At 41.8% G+C, this 22,814-nt stretch carries 22 protein-coding genes, 4 tRNA genes and 1 other RNA gene; 22 read left to right on the top strand and 5 right to left on the bottom strand.

The window, feature by feature from the left end; all coding sequences use genetic code 11:
- Window positions 1–4 precede the first annotated feature (4 nt).
- From ATHSA_RS04275 to ATHSA_RS04205, 15 genes are all read left to right on the top strand, one after another.
- On the top strand, window positions 5–925 hold the full coding sequence (locus ATHSA_RS04275) for an isoaspartyl peptidase/L-asparaginase family protein (RefSeq protein ID WP_161847909.1): 921 nt from the start codon (window positions 5–7) through the stop codon (window positions 923–925).
- Between the two features lie 45 nt (window positions 926–970).
- Window positions 971–1,043, top strand: a tRNA-Lys gene (locus tag ATHSA_RS04270).
- A gap of 9 nt (window positions 1,044–1,052) precedes the next feature.
- Window positions 1,053–1,137: transfer RNA gene (locus tag ATHSA_RS04265), tRNA-Leu, on the top strand.
- A 12-nt stretch (window positions 1,138–1,149) separates the two neighbouring features.
- A tRNA-Gly gene (locus ATHSA_RS04260) sits at window positions 1,150–1,224 on the top strand.
- An 8-nt stretch (window positions 1,225–1,232) separates the two neighbouring features.
- Window positions 1,233–1,309 (top strand) — tRNA-Thr (locus tag ATHSA_RS04255).
- A 172-nt stretch (window positions 1,310–1,481) separates the two neighbouring features.
- Window positions 1,482–1,835, top strand: a transfer-messenger RNA (tmRNA) gene (gene ssrA / locus ATHSA_RS04250).
- Between the two features lie 28 nt (window positions 1,836–1,863).
- On the top strand, window positions 1,864–3,852 hold the full coding sequence (locus ATHSA_RS04245) for a chemotaxis protein CheA (protein ID WP_197739231.1): 1,989 nt from the start codon (window positions 1,864–1,866) through the stop codon (window positions 3,850–3,852).
- Window positions 3,853–3,861: 9 nt separating this feature from the next.
- On the top strand, window positions 3,862–4,296 hold the full coding sequence (locus ATHSA_RS04240) for a chemotaxis protein CheW (protein ID WP_161847908.1): 435 nt from the start codon (window positions 3,862–3,864) through the stop codon (window positions 4,294–4,296).
- Window positions 4,297–4,306: 10 nt separating this feature from the next.
- Window positions 4,307–4,669: a chemotaxis protein CheY gene (gene cheY / locus ATHSA_RS04235; protein ID WP_161847907.1), complete on the top strand. Its 363-nt coding sequence runs from the start codon at window positions 4,307–4,309 to the stop codon at window positions 4,667–4,669.
- A 4-nt stretch (window positions 4,670–4,673) separates the two neighbouring features.
- Window positions 4,674–5,063 carry a FliO/MopB family protein gene (locus tag ATHSA_RS04230; RefSeq protein ID WP_161847906.1) on the top strand — a complete coding sequence of 130 codons (390 nt, stop codon included), beginning with the start codon at window positions 4,674–4,676 and terminating at the stop codon, window positions 5,061–5,063.
- Window positions 5,064–5,828, top strand: coding sequence for a flagellar type III secretion system pore protein FliP (fliP, locus tag ATHSA_RS04225; protein WP_161847905.1), 765 nt, complete (start codon window positions 5,064–5,066; stop codon window positions 5,826–5,828). It begins immediately after the preceding gene.
- 4 nt (window positions 5,829–5,832) lie between these two features.
- On the top strand, window positions 5,833–7,299 hold the full coding sequence (locus ATHSA_RS04220; RefSeq protein ID WP_161847904.1) for an Rne/Rng family ribonuclease: 1,467 nt from the start codon (window positions 5,833–5,835) through the stop codon (window positions 7,297–7,299).
- An 11-nt stretch (window positions 7,300–7,310) separates the two neighbouring features.
- Window positions 7,311–9,377 (top strand): alpha-amylase/4-alpha-glucanotransferase domain-containing protein, encoded by a 2,067-nt coding sequence (locus ATHSA_RS04215; protein ID WP_161847903.1) that lies wholly within the window; start codon window positions 7,311–7,313, stop codon window positions 9,375–9,377.
- A 12-nt stretch (window positions 9,378–9,389) separates the two neighbouring features.
- The gene (locus tag ATHSA_RS04210) at window positions 9,390–11,999 is read left to right on the top strand and encodes a TolB-like translocation protein (protein WP_161847902.1); all 2,610 of its coding nucleotides are present in this window, start codon (window positions 9,390–9,392) and stop codon (window positions 11,997–11,999) included.
- Between the two features lie 12 nt (window positions 12,000–12,011).
- Window positions 12,012–12,866 carry a damage-control phosphatase ARMT1 family protein gene (locus tag ATHSA_RS04205; protein ID WP_161847901.1) on the top strand — a complete coding sequence of 285 codons (855 nt, stop codon included), beginning with the start codon at window positions 12,012–12,014 and terminating at the stop codon, window positions 12,864–12,866.
- A gap of 22 nt (window positions 12,867–12,888) precedes the next feature.
- On the opposite strand, the gene ATHSA_RS04200 is transcribed toward ATHSA_RS04205, so the two are convergent.
- The 5 genes from ATHSA_RS04200 to ATHSA_RS04180 all read right to left on the bottom strand — a co-directional run bounded on the left by ATHSA_RS04200 (window position 12,889) and on the right by ATHSA_RS04180 (window position 18,916).
- A complete protein-coding gene (locus ATHSA_RS04200; protein ID WP_232060149.1) occupies window positions 12,889–13,926 on the bottom strand; it encodes an ABC transporter ATP-binding protein in 1,038 nt (345 codons plus the stop codon).
- Window positions 13,913–14,929: an ABC transporter ATP-binding protein gene (locus tag ATHSA_RS04195; RefSeq protein ID WP_161847900.1), complete on the bottom strand. Its 1,017-nt coding sequence runs from the start codon at window positions 14,927–14,929 to the stop codon at window positions 13,913–13,915. Before ATHSA_RS04195 ends, ATHSA_RS04200 begins: the two co-directional genes overlap by 14 nt.
- 12 nt (window positions 14,930–14,941) lie before the next feature.
- On the bottom strand, window positions 14,942–15,826 hold the full coding sequence (locus tag ATHSA_RS04190) for an ABC transporter permease (protein WP_161847899.1): 885 nt from the start codon (window positions 15,824–15,826) through the stop codon (window positions 14,942–14,944).
- A 5-nt stretch (window positions 15,827–15,831) separates the two neighbouring features.
- The gene (locus ATHSA_RS04185; RefSeq protein ID WP_161847898.1) at window positions 15,832–16,866 is read right to left on the bottom strand and encodes an ABC transporter permease; all 1,035 of its coding nucleotides are present in this window, start codon (window positions 16,864–16,866) and stop codon (window positions 15,832–15,834) included.
- A gap of 169 nt (window positions 16,867–17,035) precedes the next feature.
- Window positions 17,036–18,916 carry an ABC transporter substrate-binding protein gene (locus tag ATHSA_RS04180; protein WP_161847897.1) on the bottom strand — a complete coding sequence of 627 codons (1,881 nt, stop codon included), beginning with the start codon at window positions 18,914–18,916 and terminating at the stop codon, window positions 17,036–17,038.
- Between the two features lie 227 nt (window positions 18,917–19,143).
- Here ATHSA_RS04180 and ATHSA_RS04175 point away from each other — a divergent pair, with 227 nt between their 5' ends.
- The 7 genes from ATHSA_RS04175 to ATHSA_RS04145 are packed head-to-tail and all read left to right on the top strand — an operon-like array spanning window position 19,144 to window position 22,812.
- Window positions 19,144–19,515 (top strand): DRTGG domain-containing protein, encoded by a 372-nt coding sequence (locus ATHSA_RS04175; protein ID WP_161847896.1) that lies wholly within the window; start codon window positions 19,144–19,146, stop codon window positions 19,513–19,515.
- The gene (locus ATHSA_RS04170) at window positions 19,503–20,444 is read left to right on the top strand and encodes a CBS domain-containing protein (RefSeq protein WP_161847895.1); all 942 of its coding nucleotides are present in this window, start codon (window positions 19,503–19,505) and stop codon (window positions 20,442–20,444) included. The genes ATHSA_RS04175 and ATHSA_RS04170 overlap by 13 nt, the downstream gene beginning before the upstream one ends.
- Window positions 20,434–20,757 (top strand): DRTGG domain-containing protein, encoded by a 324-nt coding sequence (locus ATHSA_RS04165; RefSeq protein ID WP_161847894.1) that lies wholly within the window; start codon window positions 20,434–20,436, stop codon window positions 20,755–20,757. Before ATHSA_RS04170 ends, ATHSA_RS04165 begins: the two co-directional genes overlap by 11 nt.
- Window positions 20,754–21,467 (top strand): PHP domain-containing protein, encoded by a 714-nt coding sequence (locus ATHSA_RS04160; protein ID WP_161847893.1) that lies wholly within the window; start codon window positions 20,754–20,756, stop codon window positions 21,465–21,467. Before ATHSA_RS04165 ends, ATHSA_RS04160 begins: the two co-directional genes overlap by 4 nt.
- Window positions 21,439–21,972: an ATP-binding protein gene (locus tag ATHSA_RS04155; protein ID WP_161847892.1), complete on the top strand. Its 534-nt coding sequence runs from the start codon at window positions 21,439–21,441 to the stop codon at window positions 21,970–21,972. The genes ATHSA_RS04160 and ATHSA_RS04155 overlap by 29 nt, the downstream gene beginning before the upstream one ends.
- Complete coding sequence (locus tag ATHSA_RS04150) at window positions 21,944–22,441, top strand: NADH-quinone oxidoreductase subunit NuoE family protein (protein WP_161847891.1); 498 nt, start codon at window positions 21,944–21,946, stop codon at window positions 22,439–22,441. The genes ATHSA_RS04155 and ATHSA_RS04150 overlap by 29 nt, the downstream gene beginning before the upstream one ends.
- Window positions 22,438–22,812 carry a (2Fe-2S) ferredoxin domain-containing protein gene (locus ATHSA_RS04145; RefSeq protein WP_161847890.1) on the top strand — a complete coding sequence of 125 codons (375 nt, stop codon included), beginning with the start codon at window positions 22,438–22,440 and terminating at the stop codon, window positions 22,810–22,812. The genes ATHSA_RS04150 and ATHSA_RS04145 overlap by 4 nt, the downstream gene beginning before the upstream one ends.
- Window positions 22,813–22,814 lie beyond the last annotated feature (2 nt).

Genomic DNA, 22,814 nt, shown 5'->3' with positions numbered 1-22,814 from the left:
CAATTTGTACACATTACTCGTTCATGGCGGTGCTGGAAAGATTCAGGAGAATACCTTTGATGAGCATACCCGCGGAGCCAAAGAAGCGGTAAAAGCGGGTGTGGAAATTCTTAAAAGTGGTGGAAGTGCGATGGATGCCGTTGAGGCGGCAGTAAAGGTGATGGAAGATAACCCGATCTTCAACGCGGGCACAGGTGCTGTTTTGACATTTGAAGGCGAGGTTGAAATGGACGCAGCCATAGCCTATGGTCCCAATCTCGATTTCGGAGCCGTTGCCGGGGTGAAAAATATCCGTCATCCTATAAGTCTCGCAAGACTTGTCATGGAAAAAACAGATCATGTGCTTTTGGCAGGACAGGGCGCAAATGATTTCGCAAAGTTGATGGGATTTGAATTTCACGATCCGATAACTGAACAGAGAAGATCGCAATGGGAAAAATACAGAAAGGACTTTATAAATGGAAATTACAGGGACTGGCCAAAATTGAGAGAACTTTTCAAAGAACATCCTGAATTTCTGCATGGTACCGTTGGTGCCGTCGCAATTGATTCTCACGGAGAAACTGCAGCCGCCACATCAACGGGCGGGGTCTTTTTGAAACTCTTAGGAAGAGTCGGAGATACACCTATTCCGGGTGCCGGTACCTATGCCACTCCTTATGGGGCCGCCTCTTCGACTGGACTCGGAGAGGGCATGATGAGAATTCTTCTTACGAAAACAGCACTTGATTTTATACGCGATGGTCTCGATGCTCAGCATGCGGCAGAGGCCGCGATAAATTGCCTTGATAACGTCATAGGAACGGATGCGGGGATAATAGTTGTCGATAGAAATGGGAATGTTGGGATATATCACAATACGCCAAATATGACATGGGCATATATAAGGGATGGAATGGATGAGATAGAAAGCGGCAATACTTGACATTGATATCGTTGTATGATAAAATTTCTTTGTGTCTTTGATAAAGACCTGTTAGCTCAGCCGGTAGAGCACTTGACTTTTAATCAAGGGGCCGCGGGTTCGAATCCCGCACGGGTCAGTATGAAGGGCGAGGGTGGCGGAACTGGCAGACGCGCTGGACTTAGGATCCAGTGGGTAAAACCGTGTGGGTTCAAGTCCCACCTCTCGCACCAACAAACAGTTATGCGGGAATAGCTCAGTGGTAGAGCGCCTGCTTGCCAAGCAGAAGGTCGCGGGTTCAATCCCCGTTTCCCGCTCCAGAAGAATGGCAGGTGTAGCTTCAACCGGTAGAGCGCCGCCTTGGTAAGGCGGAGGTCATGGGTTCAAGTCCCATCACCTGCTCCAAAATGTAAAGGGCAAATTGCCCTTTGTTTTTTTAGTGAAAGTTGAGAGTAAAGATTTTCGATTGTCCATTTTTAATTCTCAATTTTATTCTACCTGCCACGTCATGCTATCCACTTATTTTATACAAATGTATAGTTTTTGAAATTTATTTGGTATAATCATAAAGGAATAAGGGGGCGAAATGGTTTCGACGGGATATTTGTTTTGCGAGAAGCGAGCCGGGAGTGCCTGCCTTCCCGTGAAAAAGGCGGGAAATGACAATAAACGTCAATCCTGAATACGCACTCGCTGCTTAATAGATAAGCAGCCGCCCCTGTGTCTTTCGTCCGGAGGGACACAGAAGGGCGTCAAAGATCCGGGCTTCCCTGTACGGGTTCGTTCTCGCCCGTGCGGGTAGATTTAGAGAACTTTGCCGGATGATCCGTGCCTGTGCGGTCCATTCGGTGAGAGCAAACACAGGCTGCGCTCGGAGATGCTCGCAGGGCAAGTATTTCGGACGTGGGTTCGATTCCCATCGCCTCCACCAGAATTTTACTCTGAAAAGAGGGAGATAGATGGCCATAGACATGAGTCAGTATCTCGGTATATTTGTCGAGGAATCAAAGGAGAATATTCAATCTCTCAATGACTCGATTCTCGAACTTGAATCAAATCCAGAATCAAAAAATGCGATTGACGAGATCTTCAGGCTTATGCACACGCTCAAAGGGACTTCCGCGACCATGGGATTTCAAAGGATGTCAAAACTTTGTCATACTCTCGAGAGCAAACTTGACGAGGTAAGATCCGGGAAAAAACGCGTCGACGAATCTTTGATAGACGAACTTTTAAGCGGCCTTGACAGGCTTAACGAGGCCATAGAAAACATAGAAAAGGGCGGAGACGATTCGCCCGTCGAAAAAGATGGGAAGGTAATCGATAACGCGCAACCTGTCGAAAATCCAAAATCAGAGGCAGTGATTCCGGATTCCGTCTTTGATGTCGCAAAAAACGCGATTCAAAATGGATTCGATGTGCAGCAAATAACGATAGATTTGATAAAAGATGCGACTATGAAATCTGCAAGGATGTACATAGTCTTCAAAAGAATAGAGGAAGACGGAAGTCAGATAATATATTCAGATCCATCTGTTGAGGACATAGAGAAAGAAAACTTTGACAGAAGGGTTAAACTCGTGGTAATAACGAAAAGATCTCTTGCCGAGATGAGAGAGAGTATATCGAATGTCTCGGAGATAGAGAATGTTTCCATAGAGAAATTCCAGATGAAAAAGGAAGAAAAGAAAGAAGTTCCTACGTCCAAGATAGAGCCAGAGAAAAGCGATACTCAGATACAAAATGAAAATGAAAAAAGAAGGGCGAAACTGGCGAAAAGTGTAAGGGTTGACGTTGAAAAGCTCGACTCTTTGATGAATTTAATGGCTGAATTGGTGATATCGAGAAGCAGAATAGAAGAAACTCTCAAACAGTACAGAATAAAAGAAATGGATGAGAGCCTTTCACAACTTTCGAGAATAACCCTCGACCTTCAAAGCACGGTGATGAAGATAAGAATGATACCGGTCTCTTTTGTATTCGAGAGATTTCCAAGGACAGTCAGAGATCTATCCAAATCGATGAACAAAAAGGTCGAATTAATAATAGAAGGAGAGGAGACAGAACTCGACAGGACTGTCGCTGACGAAATAGGCGAGCCTTTAACGCATCTTATAAGAAACGCGATAGATCACGGAATAGAAAGCGAAGAAGAAAGGATAAATCTCGGAAAACCTCCGGTTGGGACTATCAAACTTTCTGCCCATCAGGAGGGAGACAGCGTCATAATCGAAGTTTCGGACGATGGAAGAGGATTTGACAAAGACAAGATATTAAAGAAGGCCATAGAGAAAGGCATAGTTCAGGAATACGAAGCCGCCAAAATGACAACCGAAGAAATACTAAACATCACATTCTTACCGGGCTTTTCAACGAATGACGTTTCAACTGAAGTCTCCGGCCGTGGAGTAGGGATGGATGTAGTCAAGAATGTTGTCGAATCGTTGAATGGTTCGGTATACCTTGAAAGTGTGGAGAAAAAAGGATCAAAAGTAACGATAAGATTGCCGCTAACTCTTTCGATAATTCAGGTTTTGCTCGTAGAAATATGCAAACAGATATACGCGATACCGATTTCTGTGATAGACAGCACGCTCTCTATTAAGTCAGAGGAATTAAAAGATCTCGAAGGGATGAAAACGGCCATAGTCAGGAATGAACTCGTTCCTTTGATAGACATGAGAGAATACTTCGGAGGAGAAATAGTTTCTAATTCTCGTGCCGAATTGGTGGTAGCGAAATACAAGGGAAAGAAATACGGTCTTATAGTCGACAGACTGATAAGACAGCAGGATATAGTCATAAAGGCCCTTGGGAAATTCTTCAAGGACACAAGGGAGTTTAGCGGCGGTGCGATTCTTGGTAATGGTTCGATAGCCCTTATAATAGATGTGCCATCTCTTGTGGAAAAGGCCTCGCAAGGTTCGAAAACGGCCCTTACGATATGAGGTGAGATAATGAAAACATTCGATAAACCATTTGAAGTTTTGGGAGTCAGGATTGGAGACAAAGAATACGCAATAGACATAGGGGTTATAGGTATAATAGTCGAAACTTCCGAAATAGCGAGGGTACCGAATTCGAAGAGTTTTTTAAAGGGCGTAATGAACCTAAGAGGCAGAATAGTGCCTGTCATAGACACAAAGAGAATAACCTCTTCCTCTGCTAAAGAGAGTGCGGGCGCGAATGTGGTTGTGACCCAAATAGATGAAAATGAAGTTGGCTTCTTAGTCGATGGTGTAACTGAAGTCATGTGGGTTCAACCGTCCGAGTTTGATTCAACGATCAAGATAGACAATTCAAATTACGTAAAAGGTGTTATAATGAAAGGAAATAGGCTTATTTCGATGCTTGATCTGCAAAATTTCGTAAGAGATCAAATCAGTTCGTAGGAGGTAAAGAATGGGCAAGAGAGTTTTAATCGTCGATGATGCCGCTTTTATGAGAATGCTTTTAAAAGATATAGTCACAAAGGCAGGTTACGAAGTGGCGGGAGAAGCCTCGAACGGGAAGGAAGCAATCGAAAAGTACAAAGAATTGAACCCGGATATCGTGACGATGGACATAACGATGCCTGAAATGACAGGCATAGAGGCAACAAAAGAGATAATGAAGATGGATCCAAACGCAAAGATAATAATGTGCAGCGCGATGGGACAGCAAATGATGGTAGTTGAAGCCATACAGGCAGGGGCGAAGGATTTCATAGTAAAGCCCTTCCAGCAAAGCAGGGTGGTAGAAGCCTTATCTAAAGTGGCGAAGTGATTTTATGAACCAAGCGACACAAACGACGGTTTCCGTTTTCAATTCTTCGATGATAACTTTTTTGATCTCAACGATACTCATAATCGCTTTTCTGCTTTTCGTACTCTACATTGTAAGGAGAATCGGAAACCGTCAGAGCAAATCGAAATACATAAGGGTTATAGATTCAATGTCGCTTGGCAGGAATACAACGATTTATCTTTTGAAGTTGAATAACAAATACGTGTTTTTGGCCTGTACTCCTTCGAGTACCGAAATTATTGGAAAGATAGAAGATGAAGAAGACATAAAAGAGATAGAAATATCGGAATCTCAGAGTTTTTCAAAGATCTTCTTTTCCAAGATGGGGAAGAATTTCCTCAAAAGTCAGATAGATCGTCTGGATCGGATGTAGATGAAAAAGATCATACTTTTGATTTTTTTTCTTTTTTTATTATCTTCTGCCATTTTTGCTCAAACGGCTCCAACACCGCCGTCTTTGCCTTCTCTGACGATAACGATAGGAGGAACTCCAACATCCTCACAACTTTCGACAACTCTTATCGTATTGCTCATAATCACGGTTATATCTTTGGCACCCTCTATATTGATCCTCATGACTTCATTCACAAGGATAATCGTTGTCTTCTCGCTTCTAAGAAGCGCGATGGCAACCCAGCAATCTCCTCCGAATCAAATTCTCGTTGGTTTAGCCTTATTCATGACATTTTTCATAATGCAGCCAACCTTCACAAAGGCATACGAAGATGGACTTGTACCTTACATGAATGGTAAAATAGGATATCAGCAGGCCATTAAAGATGGTCTGGAACCGTTTAGAGAATTCATGTATTCGGAAATAGTAAAGCACAAAGATCAAAGTTCGATTTTGATCTTTACGAGTTACAGAAATATGCCGGCACCCAAGAGTTTAAGTGATGTACCTACAAGTATACTTATACCGGCCTTTGTTTTGAGTGAACTTAAAATAGCCTTTAAGATAGGCGTTTTGCTTTACATACCTTTCATATTGATAGACATGATAGTTGCGTCTATTTTGCTCTCTTTAGGTATGATAATGATACCGCCTGTCATGATTTCGTTGCCATTTAAACTTTTGCTTTTTGTACTTGTAGACGGATGGAATTTGGTCGTATCGGGTATTTTACATAGTTTCTAAAGAGGTGGTATTTATAGTAACAAGCAAAACATCGCTCAAACGTGTTGTTGTAAGTAAAGATGAAATAGACGGATTGAAAATAGCCCTGCTTGAAGATGAACAACTTGTTGAGGTTTATTTTGAATCTGCAGATGAGGAATCGATCGCAAGTAGTATATACCTTGGAAGGGTGGAGAATATAGTCCCGAACCTTCAGGCGGCATTCGTGAATATAGGTGAAGGAAAGAATGCCTTTTTGAGAGAAAAGGACGTATGTCTTTCAAAGCCAAGGAATGGAAAGACTTTGAAGGTTGAGATGTTAAAGCCAAAGCAGAAGATACTCGTTCAGGTAAAAAAAGACGCGATAGGACTTAAAGGACCGCAGGTAACCTCTTACATAAGCATACCCGGGAGGTATCTTGTTTTGATGCCTTACGTTGCGAATATAGGCATTTCGAGAAAGATCACAGATCAAAGTGAAAGAAAGAGGTTATTCGAGATAGCAAAATCGATCTCAAAGGGATATGGTCTTGTCGTGAGAACGGCTGCAGAAGGCGTGGACGCACAAAAGATAAGTGAAGAATTGCAACATTTAAAAAAGACATGGGAAGAAATTCAAAAAAAGTTCAGAAGGGCAAGAAAGCCGCAGTTAATTTACGAAGATCACGGGCTTCTTGAATATATTCTCAGAGAAAAGATTGACGATTCGGTCGATGAGATAATAATAGACGATGAAAGAGTTTACAATGAACTTTTAGGAATGATAAAATCTCTGAATTTAAAGCGTCAACCAATGATAAGACTTTCGAAAATCGACATTTTCAAAGAGTTAAATATAGAAAAGCAGATCTTAGACTCTCTTTCGAGAACTGTGAGACTGCCAAGCGGTGGAGTACTTTACTTTGATCCGGCCGAGGCATTGCTTGTAATAGATGTGAATACCGGATCTAACACGTCGGGGGTAGATTCGGAAGATTTGATTTTAAAAACAAACATAGAAAGCGCAAAAGAAATCCCACGACAGTTAAGGCTTAGGAATGAAAGCGGTGTTATAGTCATAGATTTCATAGACATGAAAAGTGAATCGGAGCGCCAATTGGTAATTCATGTACTCGAAGAAGAATTGAAAAAGGACAAGGTCAAAACAACAATAGGAGGTTTTACCCATTTTGGATTGCTTGAAATGACGAGAAAGAGAGTCTCACCGCCTTTAAGAGAGTTTTACAAAGTCAAATGTCCCGTGTGCCTCGGCGATGGAACGGTTGTCTCTCCGAGGAGAATTGCAGGAAGTGTTTTAAAGGAAATTCAGACTATGGACTCAAAGGACATAGGAGAGGTAGAGGTACATCTTCATCCATCCATGAAGACGTATTTTCAAGATGATGCAGTAAAATCGATTGAAAGATCGAAAAATCTAAAGATAAGATTGATCTTCGATGGTCAAACAAATAACAAATACGATATAAAATACAAAAAAAGAGGCAAAATTTAGGAGGTGCTATTTTGAACAAAGTTAACTTTTTATTTGGCATTCATAACCACCAGCCGGTTGGAAATTTTGGTTTTGTGATCGAGGAGGCTTACGAAAGATCTTATAAACCTTTCATAGAAACTCTTGAAAAATTCCCGAACGTTAAAATGGCAATTCATTTTACCGGATGGCTTTTAGATGAACTTGCAAAAAGATATCCAGATTACATAAAAAAGGTAAAAGGTCTCGTTGAGAAAGGTCAACTTGAGATATTCACTGGTGGATTTTACGAACCTATAATTCCAGTTATTCCCGAAGAAGACAGAGTAGGACAGATAAAAAAACTTTCCGAAAGAATTGAGGAACTTTTTGGCACAAAACCACGTGGAATGTGGCTTGCCGAAAGAGTGTGGGAACCACAAATAGCAAAATCTCTCGCCCTTGCAGGCGTTGAATACGTAGTCGTCGACGATTCACATTTCAAAAATGCCGGTCATTACGAGGATGAACTTACCGGCTACTACGTAACGGAAGAAGAGGGATACACGCTTAAAGTCTTCCCCATCTCGAAAAAATTGAGATATCTTATCCCATTTGAAAATGTTGAGGACACGATTTCATTTTTGAAAACCTTTGCGACCTCTGACGGCAAGAATGCGCTGGTCATGTTCGACGATGGAGAAAAATTCGGCGTATGGCCGGGCACTTACGATCAGGTTTACACGAAAAAATGGCTCGAGGAATTCTTTGGCGCTATTGAAAAGAACTCTTCATGGCTTAACAGCGTATCATTTTCAGAATACGTGGATACCCACAGTGCAATGGGAAGGACATACCTTCCGATATCCTCTTACAGTGAAATGATGGAATGGGCTCTGCCGACAAGGGCAAGGGCCAATTTCGAATCTTTAATAGAAAATCTCAAAAAATCGAATGCTTACGAGTCGATGGAGATGTTTCTTAAAGGAGGAATATGGAGAACCTTTCTTGCCAAATACACCGAATCAAATCTCATGCACAAAAAAGTTCTATACATACATGACATGATCAAAAAGATGAACGTGAAGAACGCTGAGATACTCAACGAATACTGGCAGGGTCAATGCAACGATCCTTACTGGCATGGAGTCTTTGGAGGACTTTACCTTCCACATTTAAGGGCTGCCGTTTACAACCATTTGATAAAGGCCGAAATGATGATAGACAGTGCAAAGATCGGTAAGGTTGAAGTATTGGATTACGATAAGGACGGGCTTGATGAGATAGTTTTAAAAAATGACAAGATAGAGGTCATAGTGGATCCAGATTACGGAGGCAGGGTACTTGAAATAGATTTGAGAGACAAAGGATATAACCTTATAAACTCTCTTACGAGAAGATACGAAGTTTACCACGAGTTAATGCCAAAGGCCATAACAAATGAACAACTTGAAAAACTTGGAAAGGCTAAAACCATCCACGATGTAATTCTAACAAAGGAAGAGGGATTGCAAAGATACCTTCACACCGACTGGTACGAAAGATTTTCCTTTATGGATCATTTCTTTGGAGACAACGCAACTCTCGATGGATACGCATCATCGGTTTATCCAGAACAGGGAGACTTCGTCAATCAACCTTACGAGATGATAGACAAATACACGGTCTTAAGACATGGCCATGTGTGGATAGGATCGGACTGGATTCCGGTCGATGTCAGGAAAACCTTTAAAATCGATGGAAATCTCTTAAGGGTTTATTACACGATTAAAAACGCATCGGATAGAAAGATAAGTCTGTGGTTTGGATCTGAAATGACGATAAATTTGATGTCTGGCGAAAGCGATGACAGATACTTTGACTGGGGGCAAAAGCACAGGGCCTCATACACAGGGGAATTTGAATCCAAAAAGGTAGAGGTTGTTTCCGAATACGAAAAGGTCCACGTCGAAATCGAGACAGGCCAGATCACAAAATACTGGATGTATCCTATATACACCATATCATATTCCGAGGCCGGATTTGAAAAGGTGTATCAGGGTACTTCTCTAACGCCAATGTGGAGATTTAATCTTGGCAAAGGAGAAGAGCAGAATTTTGAAATAACGTTGAAATTTTAAGGAGGTTAAAATATGAAAGGATTGGGATGGCTTGCTGGATTGCTTTTTATTCCTTTTGTCGTTTTCGGGGCGATGAATCCCTTTTTGCCGATATACGCGAATCCTTACACTTCCTACGAAGTCATCTCAACTCCTTACCTAAACGTTGTTTATCAGCCGGGATGCGAGTATGCCGTTAACGAATTTTTGAAATACGCAGACACGGTATACCAGCAATTGACAGACTTTTACGACGTTGAGCCTTATTCGAAATTAACGGTTGTAATTCAAAATGATACCGATATAGTTAATTCGGTTACAGATCCTGTGGACAACGTGATCTTCATCTTTCTCAATTCCTCGGCAGATCAGACATTCTCTCCAAGTGTTAGTTCATGGGTAAGATTTGTCTTTACCCACGAACTCACGCACATATTGATAACCCAAAAGGGAGGTCTAAATTTTTTGAGAGTCTATGGTGTGCCACTGTCTACCGCCTACAATGGCCTTATGATTCCTTCATATTTTCAAGAAGGCCTTGCGGAATACACAGAGACCTACTTTAACGATAACAGGGGAAGGCTCAACGACCCTATCTTCGAGATGTACCTAAGGGAATACGTTCTCTCTGGAAATCTAAAGGGTCTTGGTGGATCGATAAATTACGAAAGCGATGGATGGGATCCGGAAGGAGCACCTTACCTTGTTGGGGGAAGTTTTATAAGGTACATAGGTCAAACATACGGTGCCACGGCGATCAAAAAGATAGTATCGAATTTTTCTCAATCTCCTTCCGATGGAATTCCCTCGGCGATATCGAAAACTTTGAATAAAAATTTCTCTCAGATAATCTCTGAATGGATCTCGGCCCAAAAGCAGGATGTGGACGATCAGGTTAAAAATGTCGGACAGGTATTAGATGGAATACAACTTACCCATTCTGGCAGATGGACCGGAATTATGAACGGGTACGGTAACGGTAAACTTTATTACTATTACGAAGACACATCCTCAATTCCATCGATAAGGGTAATGAACACAACAGATATGAATAGCCACACATTTTACAATCTTGGGGGATTTATATACGATAATGGATACATTCAATCTCTATCCGTCTCTCCCGATGGAAAAAACGTGGCCTTTACGAGAATTATCCCTCAAAATGGTGGAAACTTCGACTACGATCATCTCTTCATCCTTAATTCAAATGGATTGATCAACACGCATTTGAAAAATGTTCTTATGACAGCATGGATTTCTAACGATAACATAGCCTACGTCGAAGAAAATGGCGGACTTTATTCAATAAAATCTTTTAACCTCAAAGACGGTAGTGTAAAAATACTTCTCTCTCCATCTTACGTGGTTATAACGTCTATAAGCGCTTACAATGGAAATGTGTATTTTTCCGGATCTTACAAAGGAAAAGATGAGATATACGAAATTGACACCAATGGTAGCGTTTACGGGATTGTAAGCGGCGATTATCTTATGAGAGACATGACCTTCTCTCAAAATGGAAATTACATGATCTTCTCGGCTGCCAAACCGGACAAAGATGGGATCTTTAATCTGTACGCTGTCAGCCTTCAAAATGGACAATTTTACAAAATAACAAATGTCATTGGTGGATCATTCTCGCCCCAAGTTGATGGAAATAAATTGTTTTACGCCGGTTACACTCAAAATGGATACAATCTTTTCGTAATAGATGGATGGAAGGACAAACTTACGAGTGCAAATGGATTTAGTCTCGTAAAAGTTCAGGTCGATCTTTCCGTCGACCTTTCGTCGATCTTTGCAAAAATTCAAAATGATTCGAAGCCTTACAATGACAGTTTAAAACCCATAATGGCAGGGACAATTCCAGTTATCACTTCCCAAGGGACCTCTATTAACTCTCTCGTTTATTCAATGGGCGTATTTGGTGTCTTAAGAGACACATTGGGCTTTAACACAGTCTACACATCCGGAAACATATCGTCTTCGGCAACTTACGATTATCTCACACTTGGTCTTGCCCATTACGGCAGGTTAAGCGTTAACGCAGGCCTTACCCTTTCGCCCTCTGCTTTTTCCATTTATTCAAGCGCTGGAATACCATTTACGGGTTTGATATTCGAAAGAGATTTTCTTTTCTACCCTTCTATTTATTTTACTTACGAATCTTCTACCACAAATGTGAATAATTTTGGAATGAATATGATCTTTTTGTGGAATCCATCATCCATTCCAAATAACTCAAGTGCGATCCTGCCATTTTACATGAATGGGCAGTTGGAATTTTTTGGTACAAAATTAACGGCTTACAGTCTTAACCTTTACACATCATTCCCATTTGTTGGAAATGTTATGGGAATGGGAATCAATTTTTTAAACGGAAATTTGGCATTTTCCCAATCAATAAATCTATCGAGAATATACGTGAATTTGTACGACGTAACCGGTGAATTTGGCCTTAGGTATGTCGATCTTTCACAATTTTCTTCCTACGATCTTGGCGGTAATGAACCCATCGTGGGATTAAGTGCCGTTGTAGGTATAGATTCGCTTTTCAATCAAACCGTTCCAGTTCAAATTTACGGATCTTACGATTTCAAAACGGCTAAATTCGAATACGGTGTAAATCTCGAAATGTGAAGAGGTGAACAATTGAAAGCGACAAAAGAATGTTTTGCCTGTGTTATAGCCCAGGCAGAAAGAAATCTCGAAGAATGGGACGGAGACGATTTTCAAAAATTCGAAGTCATGAGATATGCTTCAAAATCCCTTGAAAATGCTAAATACGGGATGAAACCAATAGAACTCTCAAAGATCGTGAATGATACGGTAAAGATGAAGACCGGCATCAACGATCATTACAAATCAAGAAAGAAAACGCTCAATCTCAAAGCCATTGGGATCTTGAAAGAAATAGAAAAATTCGCCCTTGAAAGTAAAGATCCTCTCAAATCATTTGCGATATCCTCTATACTCGGCAATCATCTCGATTTTGGTGTCAACAACGTAAAAATCGATGAAGAGTTCACAAATCTTTTAAAGACAAAAACTCTATCGATAGACGATTACGATCTTTTTATAGAAAGGCTCAAAAGTTCAAGATTGGTACTCTACATTTTAGATAACACGGGCGAGATAGTCTTCGATAAAAGGTTCATAGAGGAGATCAAAAAGCGTTTCAATGTAAGAATAATCGCGGCTGTCCGCAGCGCTCCCATAATAAACGATGCTACGCTTGAAGATGCAATCGCAGTTGGATTCGAAAAAGCAGAGATCATCGAATCGGGAAGTGAGATGGCGGGAATGACGCTCGAGACGGCAACAGATGAATTTTTAGACCTGTGGAAAAGATCTGATCTAATAATATCAAAAGGGCAGGGAAATTTCGAAGGTCTCGATGAAATAAAAGATGAGAGATTGTTCTTTTTCCTCGAATCAAAATGTCCGGTTATCTCCAAAATTCTTGGTGTACGGATAGGAGACATAGTGCTAAAACAATCAAAATAGAAGTCCCCCCGAAGGGGACTTTTTATTTATTTTGATCTTCTAAGTTTTTCCAAAAGTGACATGCGACAAAGTGACCGGGATGGACCTCTTCAAGTTTTGGCTCTTCCTGCGCACATATCGGCTGTGCAAGCCAGCACCTTGTGTGGAACCTGCACCCAGACGGCGGATTCGCAGGACTTGGCACATCTCCTTGGAGTATTATCCTGTCTTTCCTCTTTACCGTCGGATCTGGAATGGGGTTGGCAGATAACAACGCCTTCGTGTAGGGATGCAGAGGGTCTGAGAATATCTCGTGCTTGTTCGCTATCTCAACTACCTTCCCCAAATACATGACTACCACCCTGTCACTTACATGCCTTACAACGCTTAGATTGTGCGCTATAAACAGATACGTAAGATGAAATTCCTGCTGCAAATCGTCCAAAAGATTTAACACCTGTGCCTGTACCGATGCGTCTAACGCGGAGACAGCCTCATCTGCCACTATAAGTTCCGGATTCAAAACGAGTGCCCTCGCAATCCCTATCCTTTGTCTTTGCCCTCCACTGAATTCGTGTGGAAATCTATTCATGTACGTGGGAGATACCCCAACCCTTTGCATGTAATCTCTGACCTTTTCGTACCTTTCCTTCGTGTTTCCAATGTGGGCAGCCTTTAGCCCTTCTGCGATTATGTCCTTTACCCTCATCCTCGGATCCAGCGAACTGTAAGGGTCTTGAAAGATCATCTGTAATTTCGATCTGTACTTTTTCATCTGTCCCTTCGAGAGTTTGAAAAGGTCGACGTTGTTGTAGAAGACATGACCACCAGTTGGTTCTATGAGTCTGAGAATGGTTTGTCCCACGGTGGTCTTTCCACATCCCGACTCTCCGACAAGGCCTAAAGTTTCTCCTTTTTTTATGTAGAACGAAACGTCATCGACAGCCTTTACCCATCCGACAGTGCTTCTGAACACTCCTGCCTTTATGGGAAAGTATTTTTTAAGATTTTTGACCTCAAGCAAAATCTGATCATTTTTAGATTGATTTTGTGTTGTTTGTATGCTTTTAACCTCTGCCAACGTCAACACCGTCCTCTTTTTTTAACAAATCTTTTATCTCTTTGTATCTCCAGCATCTCGAAAGATGGCCCGGCTCAACTTCAAAAAGCGGTGGCATTTCCATACATTTGTCTATGGCGTAAGGACATCTGTTGTTGAACCTACATCCCTTTGGCATGTGGAAAAGATCGGGTACATTTCCCTCTATCGATATAAGTCTTTCAACTTCCACATCAGGCCTCGGAATTGCCTTCATAAGACCTATCGTGTAAGGATGGGAAGGATTCTTAAAGACCGTCACAACATCACCATATTCGACGATCTGCCCTGCGTACATGACGGCAACACGCTGGGCTATTTCGGCGACGACGCCAAGATCGTGCGTTATCATTATCAAGGAGGAATTATATTCTTTCAAAAGTTTTCTCATCAAATCCAAGACTTGAGCCTGTATTGTAACGTCCAAAGCCGTCGTTGGTTCATCCGCTATCAATAAACTCGGATTGCAAGATAGAGCCATCGCTATCATTACCCTTTGCCTGAGACCTCCACTTAATTCGTGTGGATAATTGTATACTCTTTTTTCCGGCATCGGGATTCCAACTTTCCTAAACATCTCAACGGCGTAATTGTAGGCATCTTTTTTACTCATTCCAAGATGCAATTCGACCATCTCGGCCACTTGCTCTCCGGCCGTGTAGACAGGGTTAAGCGCCGTCATGGGTTCCTGAAAGATCATCGCGATCTCCTTGCCCCTGACATGTCTCATTTCATTTTCCGGCAATTTGAGAATGTCCTTGCCTTTAAAGATGATCTCGCCTTTGGTTATTTCTCCGGTCTGTTTGGGAAGCAACCTCATTATGGAAAGAGATGTAACGCTCTTTCCACATCCAGATTCTCCGACTATTCCAAGTGTTTCCCCTTGATAAACTTCAAAATTGACACCGCTTACGGCCTCGACCGTTCCATCTTCGGTGTGAAAGACCGTATGCAGATCCTTAACCTCCAACAATTTCTGAGCCATTCAGATCACATCCTATATGAGCATTCTCGGATCGAGAATGTCTCTTAAAGTATCACCGAGTAAATTCCATCCGAGTGCGTAAAGGACTATAGTGACAGATGGGAAGAATATCGTGTACCAGTACTGGAATGGATTTCCCCCGGAAGGCGTAATTATCCAGTTCCTCGCAAAGGATGCGAGTTGTCCCCAGTCGGCATATCCCACAGGTGCGCCAAGTCCAAGGAAAGAAAGGGCGGCAGCCGTAAGAGGAATCGTTGCCATATCCATCGAAGCCTGAATTATAACCGGATATATCGAGTTGGGTAACAAATGCCTTGTTATTATGCGTCCTCCCGGAGTTCCAAGGGCAACGGCAGCCATCACGTACTGATTTTCCTTTACCTCCAAAATACTTCCACGAATAAGCCTTGCGTAGGTCATCCAGTAAAATATCACAAGTGCCCACATTACATTCGTAATTCCCGGACCTATTATCGTTATAACGACTATGACGCCCACAAAAAATGGAAATGCAAGAAAGATATCCGTGATTCTCATAAGAAGTTCATCAACCCATCCGCCAAAGTAGGCGGCAAGCGTCCCTATAAGAATTCCTATCACGAGGGCAAGCCCTATAACCACGACTCCGACTTCAAGGGCAGTTCTTGTGCCCCATATTACACCGTAATAAATATCATACTGTCCTTGGGTGGTACCGAATATATGCTGTGGCGATGGTGGTTGTGGGACTGCCGAGAGCCCGCTTTGTGGCATCATGTAAGGATTCCACGGATACGCAGGAGGAGCAAGAAGCGGAGCAAAGATGGCTATAGACAAGAATAAAAGCACAAGAATTATTCCCGCAATAGAGACGGGATGTCTGAACATTTTTCTTAAAACCTTGACAAATCCTTCCATTCAAATCACCCCAACCTTACTCTTGGATCGATCAAAGCGTAGGCAACGTCGACGACCAAGTTACCAACAACCGTTATAAGGCCGAAAAGTAAAGAGAGGCCAAGAACAGTTGCATAATCGAGTTGTTCGGATGCCTGAGCCATGGCGCTTCCGATTCCGGGATAGTTGAAGATGGTCTCGGTTATGACCACACCGCCCAATATCCCTATGAACATCAAACCAGCAACTGTCGTTGCAGGAATTAACGCATTCCTTCTCGCGTGCTTGTTTATTACTACCCTCTCGCTTAATCCTTTCGCTCGGGCAGTCCTTACGTAATCCTGTCCCAAGGCCTCAAGCATTGAAGATCGAGTTATCCTCAAAAGACCAGCCCATGAAAGGAAAGAAAGTGTCAAAACCGGATCTATAAGATGTTTGAGAGCGTCCAAAAACATCCAAAACCTTCCATTCAAAAGCGCATCTATCGTAACCAGACCGGTGTAATGATGGAATGCAGGTGAATTGTATATCATCTCAAATCCAAGTCCAAGTCTTCCGGGCGGAAGCCATCGAAGCACACCGTAAAATATAAAAAGTAAAAGCAACCCGAGAACAAAAGCGGGCACTGAATATCCAATAAGGGCAACAACTCTCAATATCTGATCTATTAATCCATTATGATGAACGGCAGCAACCACTCCAAGCCATATTCCGACTATAACTATTGGTATTATTGAATAAAGCGCAAGTTCAAGCGTAGCCGGAAATCTTGTCTTTATAACCTGCACAACCGTTTCATTCATCGTCTGGGACCACCCCAAATTTCCATGAATTATCTGGTTGAGATAACTCACGTATTTAACGTAAAATGGTTTATCGAGTCCATATTGCTTTATCAAATTCTGAGCCGCCCCGGGGGCTTGCAATTGACGTGGATTGTTAACGTAAGTACTTAAGAGTGCGTAAGGAGAAAGCGCCGACATGAATAGAAAGATCAAAAATGTTAACCCAAGCAACGTCACAGGCAACAAAAGCAACCTTCTTATTATAAAACTTAACAATCACAACACCGCCCTTTTTAGAATTCTTTTATTGATTATAAACTTTTAATGCAGATCACTTCAAGTTAAAATTCAATCACAAATAAATTATGTGCAACCTCCATCACATCAAACCAAAAACGGGGACCCAGTAAGGGCCCCCTTATCTTTGTCTAAAAAATATTGCCCATCATTTCGACAAACTGTAGAAATCAATGCCAGGCCTCATGGCATTGTAGTACCAGCCCTTGACCCATGTTCTTTGGACTTCATATGCGTAAGGCTGATCTGTCCATATGTAGAGCGCATTCTCATAAGAAAGCATCGAAAGTTTCTGCGCTATCGCCGCGCGCTGGGACGGAACAACGTTGGTTATCAGATCGTTGACAAGTGGATCGAGATTTTTCTGTGCAAAGTCTATAAAGTTCTGGCCTAAAGCTGAACCGTAAGCACCCGTCGATGCAAAGTAAGCATCCGCAAAGTCATATGGATCAGGATAATCTGCAAGCCATCCCATCATGTACATAGGCAGTTTCCCGGCAAGGTAATCGTTGAGGAAGTTCGACCAGAGTTCTCCGACAACGTTTATCTGGAATTTCGGGTTAATCTGCCTTGCGTAATTGGAGAGAGCCTGAAGGGCAAGTTGGCGTGTGGTGTTTCCGGTGTTGTAGACGGCCGTAAATTTAAAGCCTTTTTGCCATAGTTCGCCATTGTAGGCCTTTTTGAAGTATTCCGTCGCTTTTGCAAGATCTTGCTGGTACATAGGAATGTTAGGATCGTACCCGAGCAGTCCTTCTATTATACAACTGTTAGGCTGCATGGCATTTCCATTCCATGCCTGCTGGATGTACTGCTTGTATGGGAAGAGATATTCAAATGCCTTTCTGACATCCAAGTTGGAGAAGAAATCGGGTGGAATTCCGTTACCATCCAATTTTCCGGATCCTATGTAAGAATTGCCCTGAGATGCTATATTCCATGTGAAGTAGATGTTATCGACTTCGAGAGTCGGAAGTTTCGTTATAACACGAACGTTCGGATTGTTCTCAACTTCGGAAAGGTTTTCGATAGGAACGTATATGACATCTGCCTGACCGGACAACAGATCAAGCAATCTCGTTGTGAATTCGTTGACGTACTTTATAACCGCGTATTTGACGGGAGCGGGTTTGCCCCAGTAGTTGTCAAATCTCACAAAGGCCATCTCTCTGCCAGGTATCCAGTATTGCAACTGGTAAGGGCCTGTTCCATTCTCTATATCTCTGAGAGGATCGGCGCTTTCGACCGGGTTGTGGTAATACCACCAGTCATCGGCCGCACCGTCCCACGCGTTGTGATCGGCTGCCCATTTCTTGTCAAGAATAGAAGACCAGTTTGCACCGTGCGCGAGTATGTAAAGGAATGGAGCGTATGGCTGTGGAAGGTGAATTATGACATCATTTCCCTTGATCTCAAAGTCTTTCGCAAGCAAATTAAACGCATTGATGAGTGCCTGCTTGTACTTGTCACTCAACGGATTCTTCGTCCCGGTTGCAAATATCCCTAACGATGACAGACTCGTGTAATTGAGCGGATTGCTAAGTCCAAGTTCATTTGCGACTACCTGAACTATTGTCGAAACATACTGACCATCTATCATCGGGAACAATGGACCTGCAAGCATCCACGATGGTCCACCTGCTCTGTCAAATATAACTGTCCTCTCAAGCGAGTAGACGACATCCTCAGGAGTCAGAATGTCTCCGTTGTGGAAGTAGACACCCTGTCTTATGTGGAAGACGTATGTTGTGCCGTTATCGAGAATAGTACCGTCGGCAACTGATGGAACGTTGGTGGATAACATCGGCAACAGATTGACAGTCGATGTGCCATCGTACTGAACAAGGTTCTCATACAATTGCCATATAACTTCGCCAGATGCCGTGTCGTAAGCCCAGGCCGGATCCATAGAATCGAATGGGCCTATGGTCTCTTCGACAAGCGTGTTGGGATTGACAACAGAGCCTGCTGCCATGCCGATAAATGCTCCGACCAAAAGCACAGCCATCATGATAATCAGGATCTTTTTCATTCTTTTACCTCCCCTTATACATTTTGGATCTCAAAATCATGACAAATTCATGTTTCTTAAGAGATCCGTTGACATATATGTAATTATATCCCAAGATCATGTACATGTCAAGAATTAATTGTCAGATTTTTATCATGAAATTAACAATCGTAAAGGGAAATAAAGTCTTTAAATAGGCAAAAAATTGTGATATAATATGATTGTTAAAAAAATCACTTGGAGGTTGTATGCTGCTTTCAAAGATCGCTGAAATCGTGAATGGTAAAATGTTATGGGACTTTGAGGATAAAAATTGCAGCGTGTGCGGTGCTACTGATATGGTAAGTGAACTGTTAGCCGTAGGAAGGGATGGCATGGTACTTGTAACGGGCCTTGCAACATCGCAGATGCTAAAGGCTGCAGATATAGTTGGAGTGGGGGGAATAATCGTTGTGAGAGGAAAAGAAATGAATGAAGAGTTCATTGAAATGGCTAAATCTTACAAAATACCTTTGATATCGACAAAATTAGTGATGTTTACGACGTGTGGCCTGCTTTTTTGTGCCGGTCTTAAAGACATAAACGGAAATAGCGTGGAACTTTACAAATGGAAAGTGTAGACGATCTCATAAGAAAGATCCAGCCTTACTTTTCAGAGTTATCAGTTGGAGATCTCATGTCTTCCCCAGTTGTTACTGTAAGGGAGGATCAAAGAATAAATGAAGCAAAAGAACTTTTGAGAACACGGCGCATATCTGGTCTGCCCGTAATCGATGATGGCGGGAGATTAAAAGGTATAATAAGCATAGAAGATATAATTCACGCACTCGAAAATAACATGCTAAATTCTAATGTTTCAGAAATAATGACAAAAAACGTTGTATGTCTTACTAAAGATGAAAAGATAATGGATGCCTTTAAAAAATTTGAAATGTACGGATATGGTCGTTTCCCAGTCGTGGATGAAAATAAAAATGTCATAGGGATTGTGACAAAATACGATTTGATGATAGCGTTGTTGGCAAAGTTGAGCGTTCTTTACGTTCATGACGCAAGAAGGGAGCAGTTTGTAGGGGTGGAAATTTACAGATCTATTCCAAAAAATGTAAAAATCGTAAGGGAAGAATTTGAATTTCAAATAGACTACAAAGATATATCGATGGCAGGGACGGGAGCATCGGAGTTAAAAAAATTTTTAATATCCAAAAATTTTCCTCCAAAATTCGTAAAACGCGTCGCGATAGCAACCTACGAGGCAGAGACAAATGTCGTAATCCATTCGAATTCTACAGGAAGAATAAAGGCTTACATAGAGCCAGAATTCGTAGAGGTAAGGGTTAACGACAATGGAAAGGGAATAGAGAATATAGATCTCGCAATGAAGGAAGGCTTTTCTACCGCCCCTGATTATGTCAGAGAATACGGTTTTGGGGCCGGAATGGGTCTTGCGAATATGAAAAGGTGTGCAGACAGAATGGTTATTCTATCCTCAAAGGGAAATGGAGTCTTTGTCGAGATGCATTTCTGGAGGCACGAAGATGAAAATTGAAGAGTTAAAAGATCTCGGATTTGAAATGGTAAGCGATGGAGATGGAGAAATAGATCACGGATACGCATGCGACCTGCTAAGCGAGGTTATGGGAAAGGCAAAGCCGGATACCGTCTGGCTTACCGTTCAATCACATATCAATATAATAGCCGTCGCGGCAATAACCGGAATAAGAGCGATAATTCTTTGCAACGACCATAAATTCGACGAGGAAACGATCCAAAGGGCAAAAAAAGAGAAGATAGCACTTTTCAAGACAGCGCTTAACACTTTTGAAGCATGTGGTAAGATATATCAAAAAGGCATAAGATGATCGTCGGGGATTTTCATGTCCATACCTGCCTTTCGCCCTGTGCCGATATAACGATGGTACCCAACGAAATGGCAAAAAGATTTTTTCATCACGGTATCGAATGGGTTGGAATAAAAGATCACAATACCTGCGGGAATTTGAAAGTATTTGAAAAGGTCTTTTCAAAATACGGAATAAAGATACTCCCCGGAATCGAGATTCAAAGCATTGAGGAGGTCCATGTATTAGGATATTTCGAATCCGTTGAAGTGTCTCAAGAATTCTCGAAGATAATCTATTCACATCTTCCAGACATTAAAAATGACCCTGAACATTTTGGCTACCAGTTATTCGTTAATGAGGAAGATCATTTTACAGGCATGGAAGATAGAATTTTAGCATCATCGACAGATCTTCACCTTGACGAACTTTTCAAACTCATAAAAGCATTCAATGGACTCTTTGTTTACGCGCACGTTGAGAGAACTTTTGGAGTTTTAAAGCAACTTGGATTTATTCCCGATAATCCACCGTACGATGCTTTGGAAGCGGTAGGGAAAATAAAAAGCGATAAGACTGTATTGAAGTCATCGGACGCTCATTCCTTAGATCAAATAGGAACTTCTACGGTTAAAGTCGGGGTGGATCACAGGACCTTCGAAGAATTCAAATTAGCGCTTGAAAGAAGGTTAGTATTCACGGATGAGGACAATAGCCGATCATATTCTTGACATCGCCCAGAATTCTGTAAATGCCGGGGCAAAAGAGATAGAAATCAAAATAAAAGAAGATGATATGAGATTCGAATTTGAAATCTTAGACGATGGTTGCGGAATGGACGAAATAACTCTATCAAAGGTATTCGACCCTTTTTTCACCACAAAGCACAAAAAAACGGGATTGGGTCTTCCTTTGTTGAAAGAATATGCAGAATTAACCGGCGGATATGTCAAAATAGAATCGATGAAGGGAAAAGGAACGAAGATAAAGGCCGAATTCAAAAAGACGATAGATTGTCAGCCTATAGGAGATTTAGCGGGAACCTTAGCAACGCTTGTCCTTTCTTCAAACACAAAATGGCACATAGAAAGGTCGTTTAAAGATAAATCTTACATTTTTTCATCTGAGGATATAAAGGGAGATTTAACGAATCCAAAAAACATGAAGATAATTTTTGAATATTTTAAAAGATTGGAGGATTCCATAAATGGAAAATCAGACTCTAACAGATCCTAAATTTGCGGAATTAGACGAGTTCATAGACAACTTACCGGACAAGAAAGGAATGCTTATAGGGGTTTTGCACAAGGCTCAGGAGATTTTCGGTTATCTACCAGCAGAAGTCCAGCATCATATCGCGCAAAAACTCGATATTCCCGAAAGCACTGTTTTTGGCGTTGTGACATTTTACTCTTTCTTTACAATGAAGCCACGCGGCAAATACCAGATAAAGGTGTGTCTTGGGACGGCCTGTTACGTCAAAGGAGGACAGAAGATCTCGGATAGAGTCAAAGAAGAATTGGGCGTTACAGGTGATGAGCCTACATCGGATGGACTATTCTCGGTTCAGGAAGTGAGATGTCTCGGTGCATGCAGCATGGCACCTGTCATGCTCGTAGGAGAAAGAGATTTTTACGGACGTCTAACTCCGGATAAGATTCCGCAAATAATAGAATCTTATAGAAGAAAGGAGAATAAAAAATGAAGATAAAGAGTTTGGAAGATCTTGAAAAGATAAAGGAAGAGGGACTTAAAAATCTGAGCGGGCGTCAGGGTAAAAAAAGAGGAAGGATAACCGTCGCGATGGGAACCTGTGGTATAAGCGCCGGAGCAAAGGATACTTTGATGACCATTATCGATGAACTCGACAAAAACGGAATAGACGATATAGCCGTAGTCCAGTCGGGATGTATGGGACTGTGTGAAGTTGAGCCCACAGTCGAAGTTCAAATCGGAGATCAAGAGCCCGTGATATACGGAAACGTGGGAATTGAAGAGGCAAAACGCATAGTCAAAGAACATGTGATAGGCGGAAGAATTTTGGGAGACTTGCTTGTGAAAAAATCCGCACAATAAGG

Origin of the sequence: Athalassotoga saccharophila (assembly GCF_009936215.1) — a bacterium.
Taxonomy (GTDB): Bacteria; Thermotogota; Thermotogae; order Mesoaciditogales; family Mesoaciditogaceae; genus Athalassotoga; species Athalassotoga saccharophila.
Note: the sequence above shows the minus strand (reverse complement) of the source record. Positions and strands in the feature narration are given on the sequence as shown.

Excerpts from the sequence above, each read along its gene's own strand:
- ATHSA_RS04145 (WP_161847890.1), top strand. The coding sequence starts at position 22,438 with ATGAAGATAAAGAGTTTGGAAGATCTTGAAAAGATAAAGGAAGAGGGA.
- ATHSA_RS04230 (WP_161847906.1), top strand. The coding sequence starts at position 4,674 with ATGAACCAAGCGACACAAACGACGGTTTCCGTTTTCAATTCTTCGATG.
- ATHSA_RS04165 (WP_161847894.1), top strand. The coding sequence starts at position 20,434 with ATGAAAATTGAAGAGTTAAAAGATCTCGGATTTGAAATGGTAAGCGAT.
- ATHSA_RS04195 (WP_161847900.1), bottom strand. The coding sequence starts at position 14,929 with ATGGCTCAGAAATTGTTGGAGGTTAAGGATCTGCATACGGTCTTTCAC.
- ATHSA_RS04240 (WP_161847908.1), top strand. The coding sequence starts at position 3,862 with ATGAAAACATTCGATAAACCATTTGAAGTTTTGGGAGTCAGGATTGGA.
- ATHSA_RS04180 (WP_161847897.1), bottom strand. The coding sequence starts at position 18,916 with ATGAAAAAGATCCTGATTATCATGATGGCTGTGCTTTTGGTCGGAGCA.
- ATHSA_RS04150 (WP_161847891.1), top strand. The coding sequence starts at position 21,944 with ATGGAAAATCAGACTCTAACAGATCCTAAATTTGCGGAATTAGACGAG.
- ATHSA_RS04210 (WP_161847902.1), top strand. The coding sequence starts at position 9,390 with ATGAAAGGATTGGGATGGCTTGCTGGATTGCTTTTTATTCCTTTTGTC.
- ATHSA_RS04245 (WP_197739231.1), top strand. The coding sequence starts at position 1,864 with ATGGCCATAGACATGAGTCAGTATCTCGGTATATTTGTCGAGGAATCA.
- ATHSA_RS04160 (WP_161847893.1), top strand. The coding sequence starts at position 20,754 with ATGATCGTCGGGGATTTTCATGTCCATACCTGCCTTTCGCCCTGTGCC.
- fliP (WP_161847905.1), top strand. The coding sequence starts at position 5,064 with ATGAAAAAGATCATACTTTTGATTTTTTTTCTTTTTTTATTATCTTCT.
- ATHSA_RS04170 (WP_161847895.1), top strand. The coding sequence starts at position 19,503 with ATGGAAAGTGTAGACGATCTCATAAGAAAGATCCAGCCTTACTTTTCA.
- ATHSA_RS04155 (WP_161847892.1), top strand. The coding sequence starts at position 21,439 with ATGAGGACAATAGCCGATCATATTCTTGACATCGCCCAGAATTCTGTA.
- ATHSA_RS04175 (WP_161847896.1), top strand. The coding sequence starts at position 19,144 with ATGCTGCTTTCAAAGATCGCTGAAATCGTGAATGGTAAAATGTTATGG.
- ATHSA_RS04190 (WP_161847899.1), bottom strand. The coding sequence starts at position 15,826 with ATGGAAGGATTTGTCAAGGTTTTAAGAAAAATGTTCAGACATCCCGTC.
- cheY (WP_161847907.1), top strand. The coding sequence starts at position 4,307 with ATGGGCAAGAGAGTTTTAATCGTCGATGATGCCGCTTTTATGAGAATG.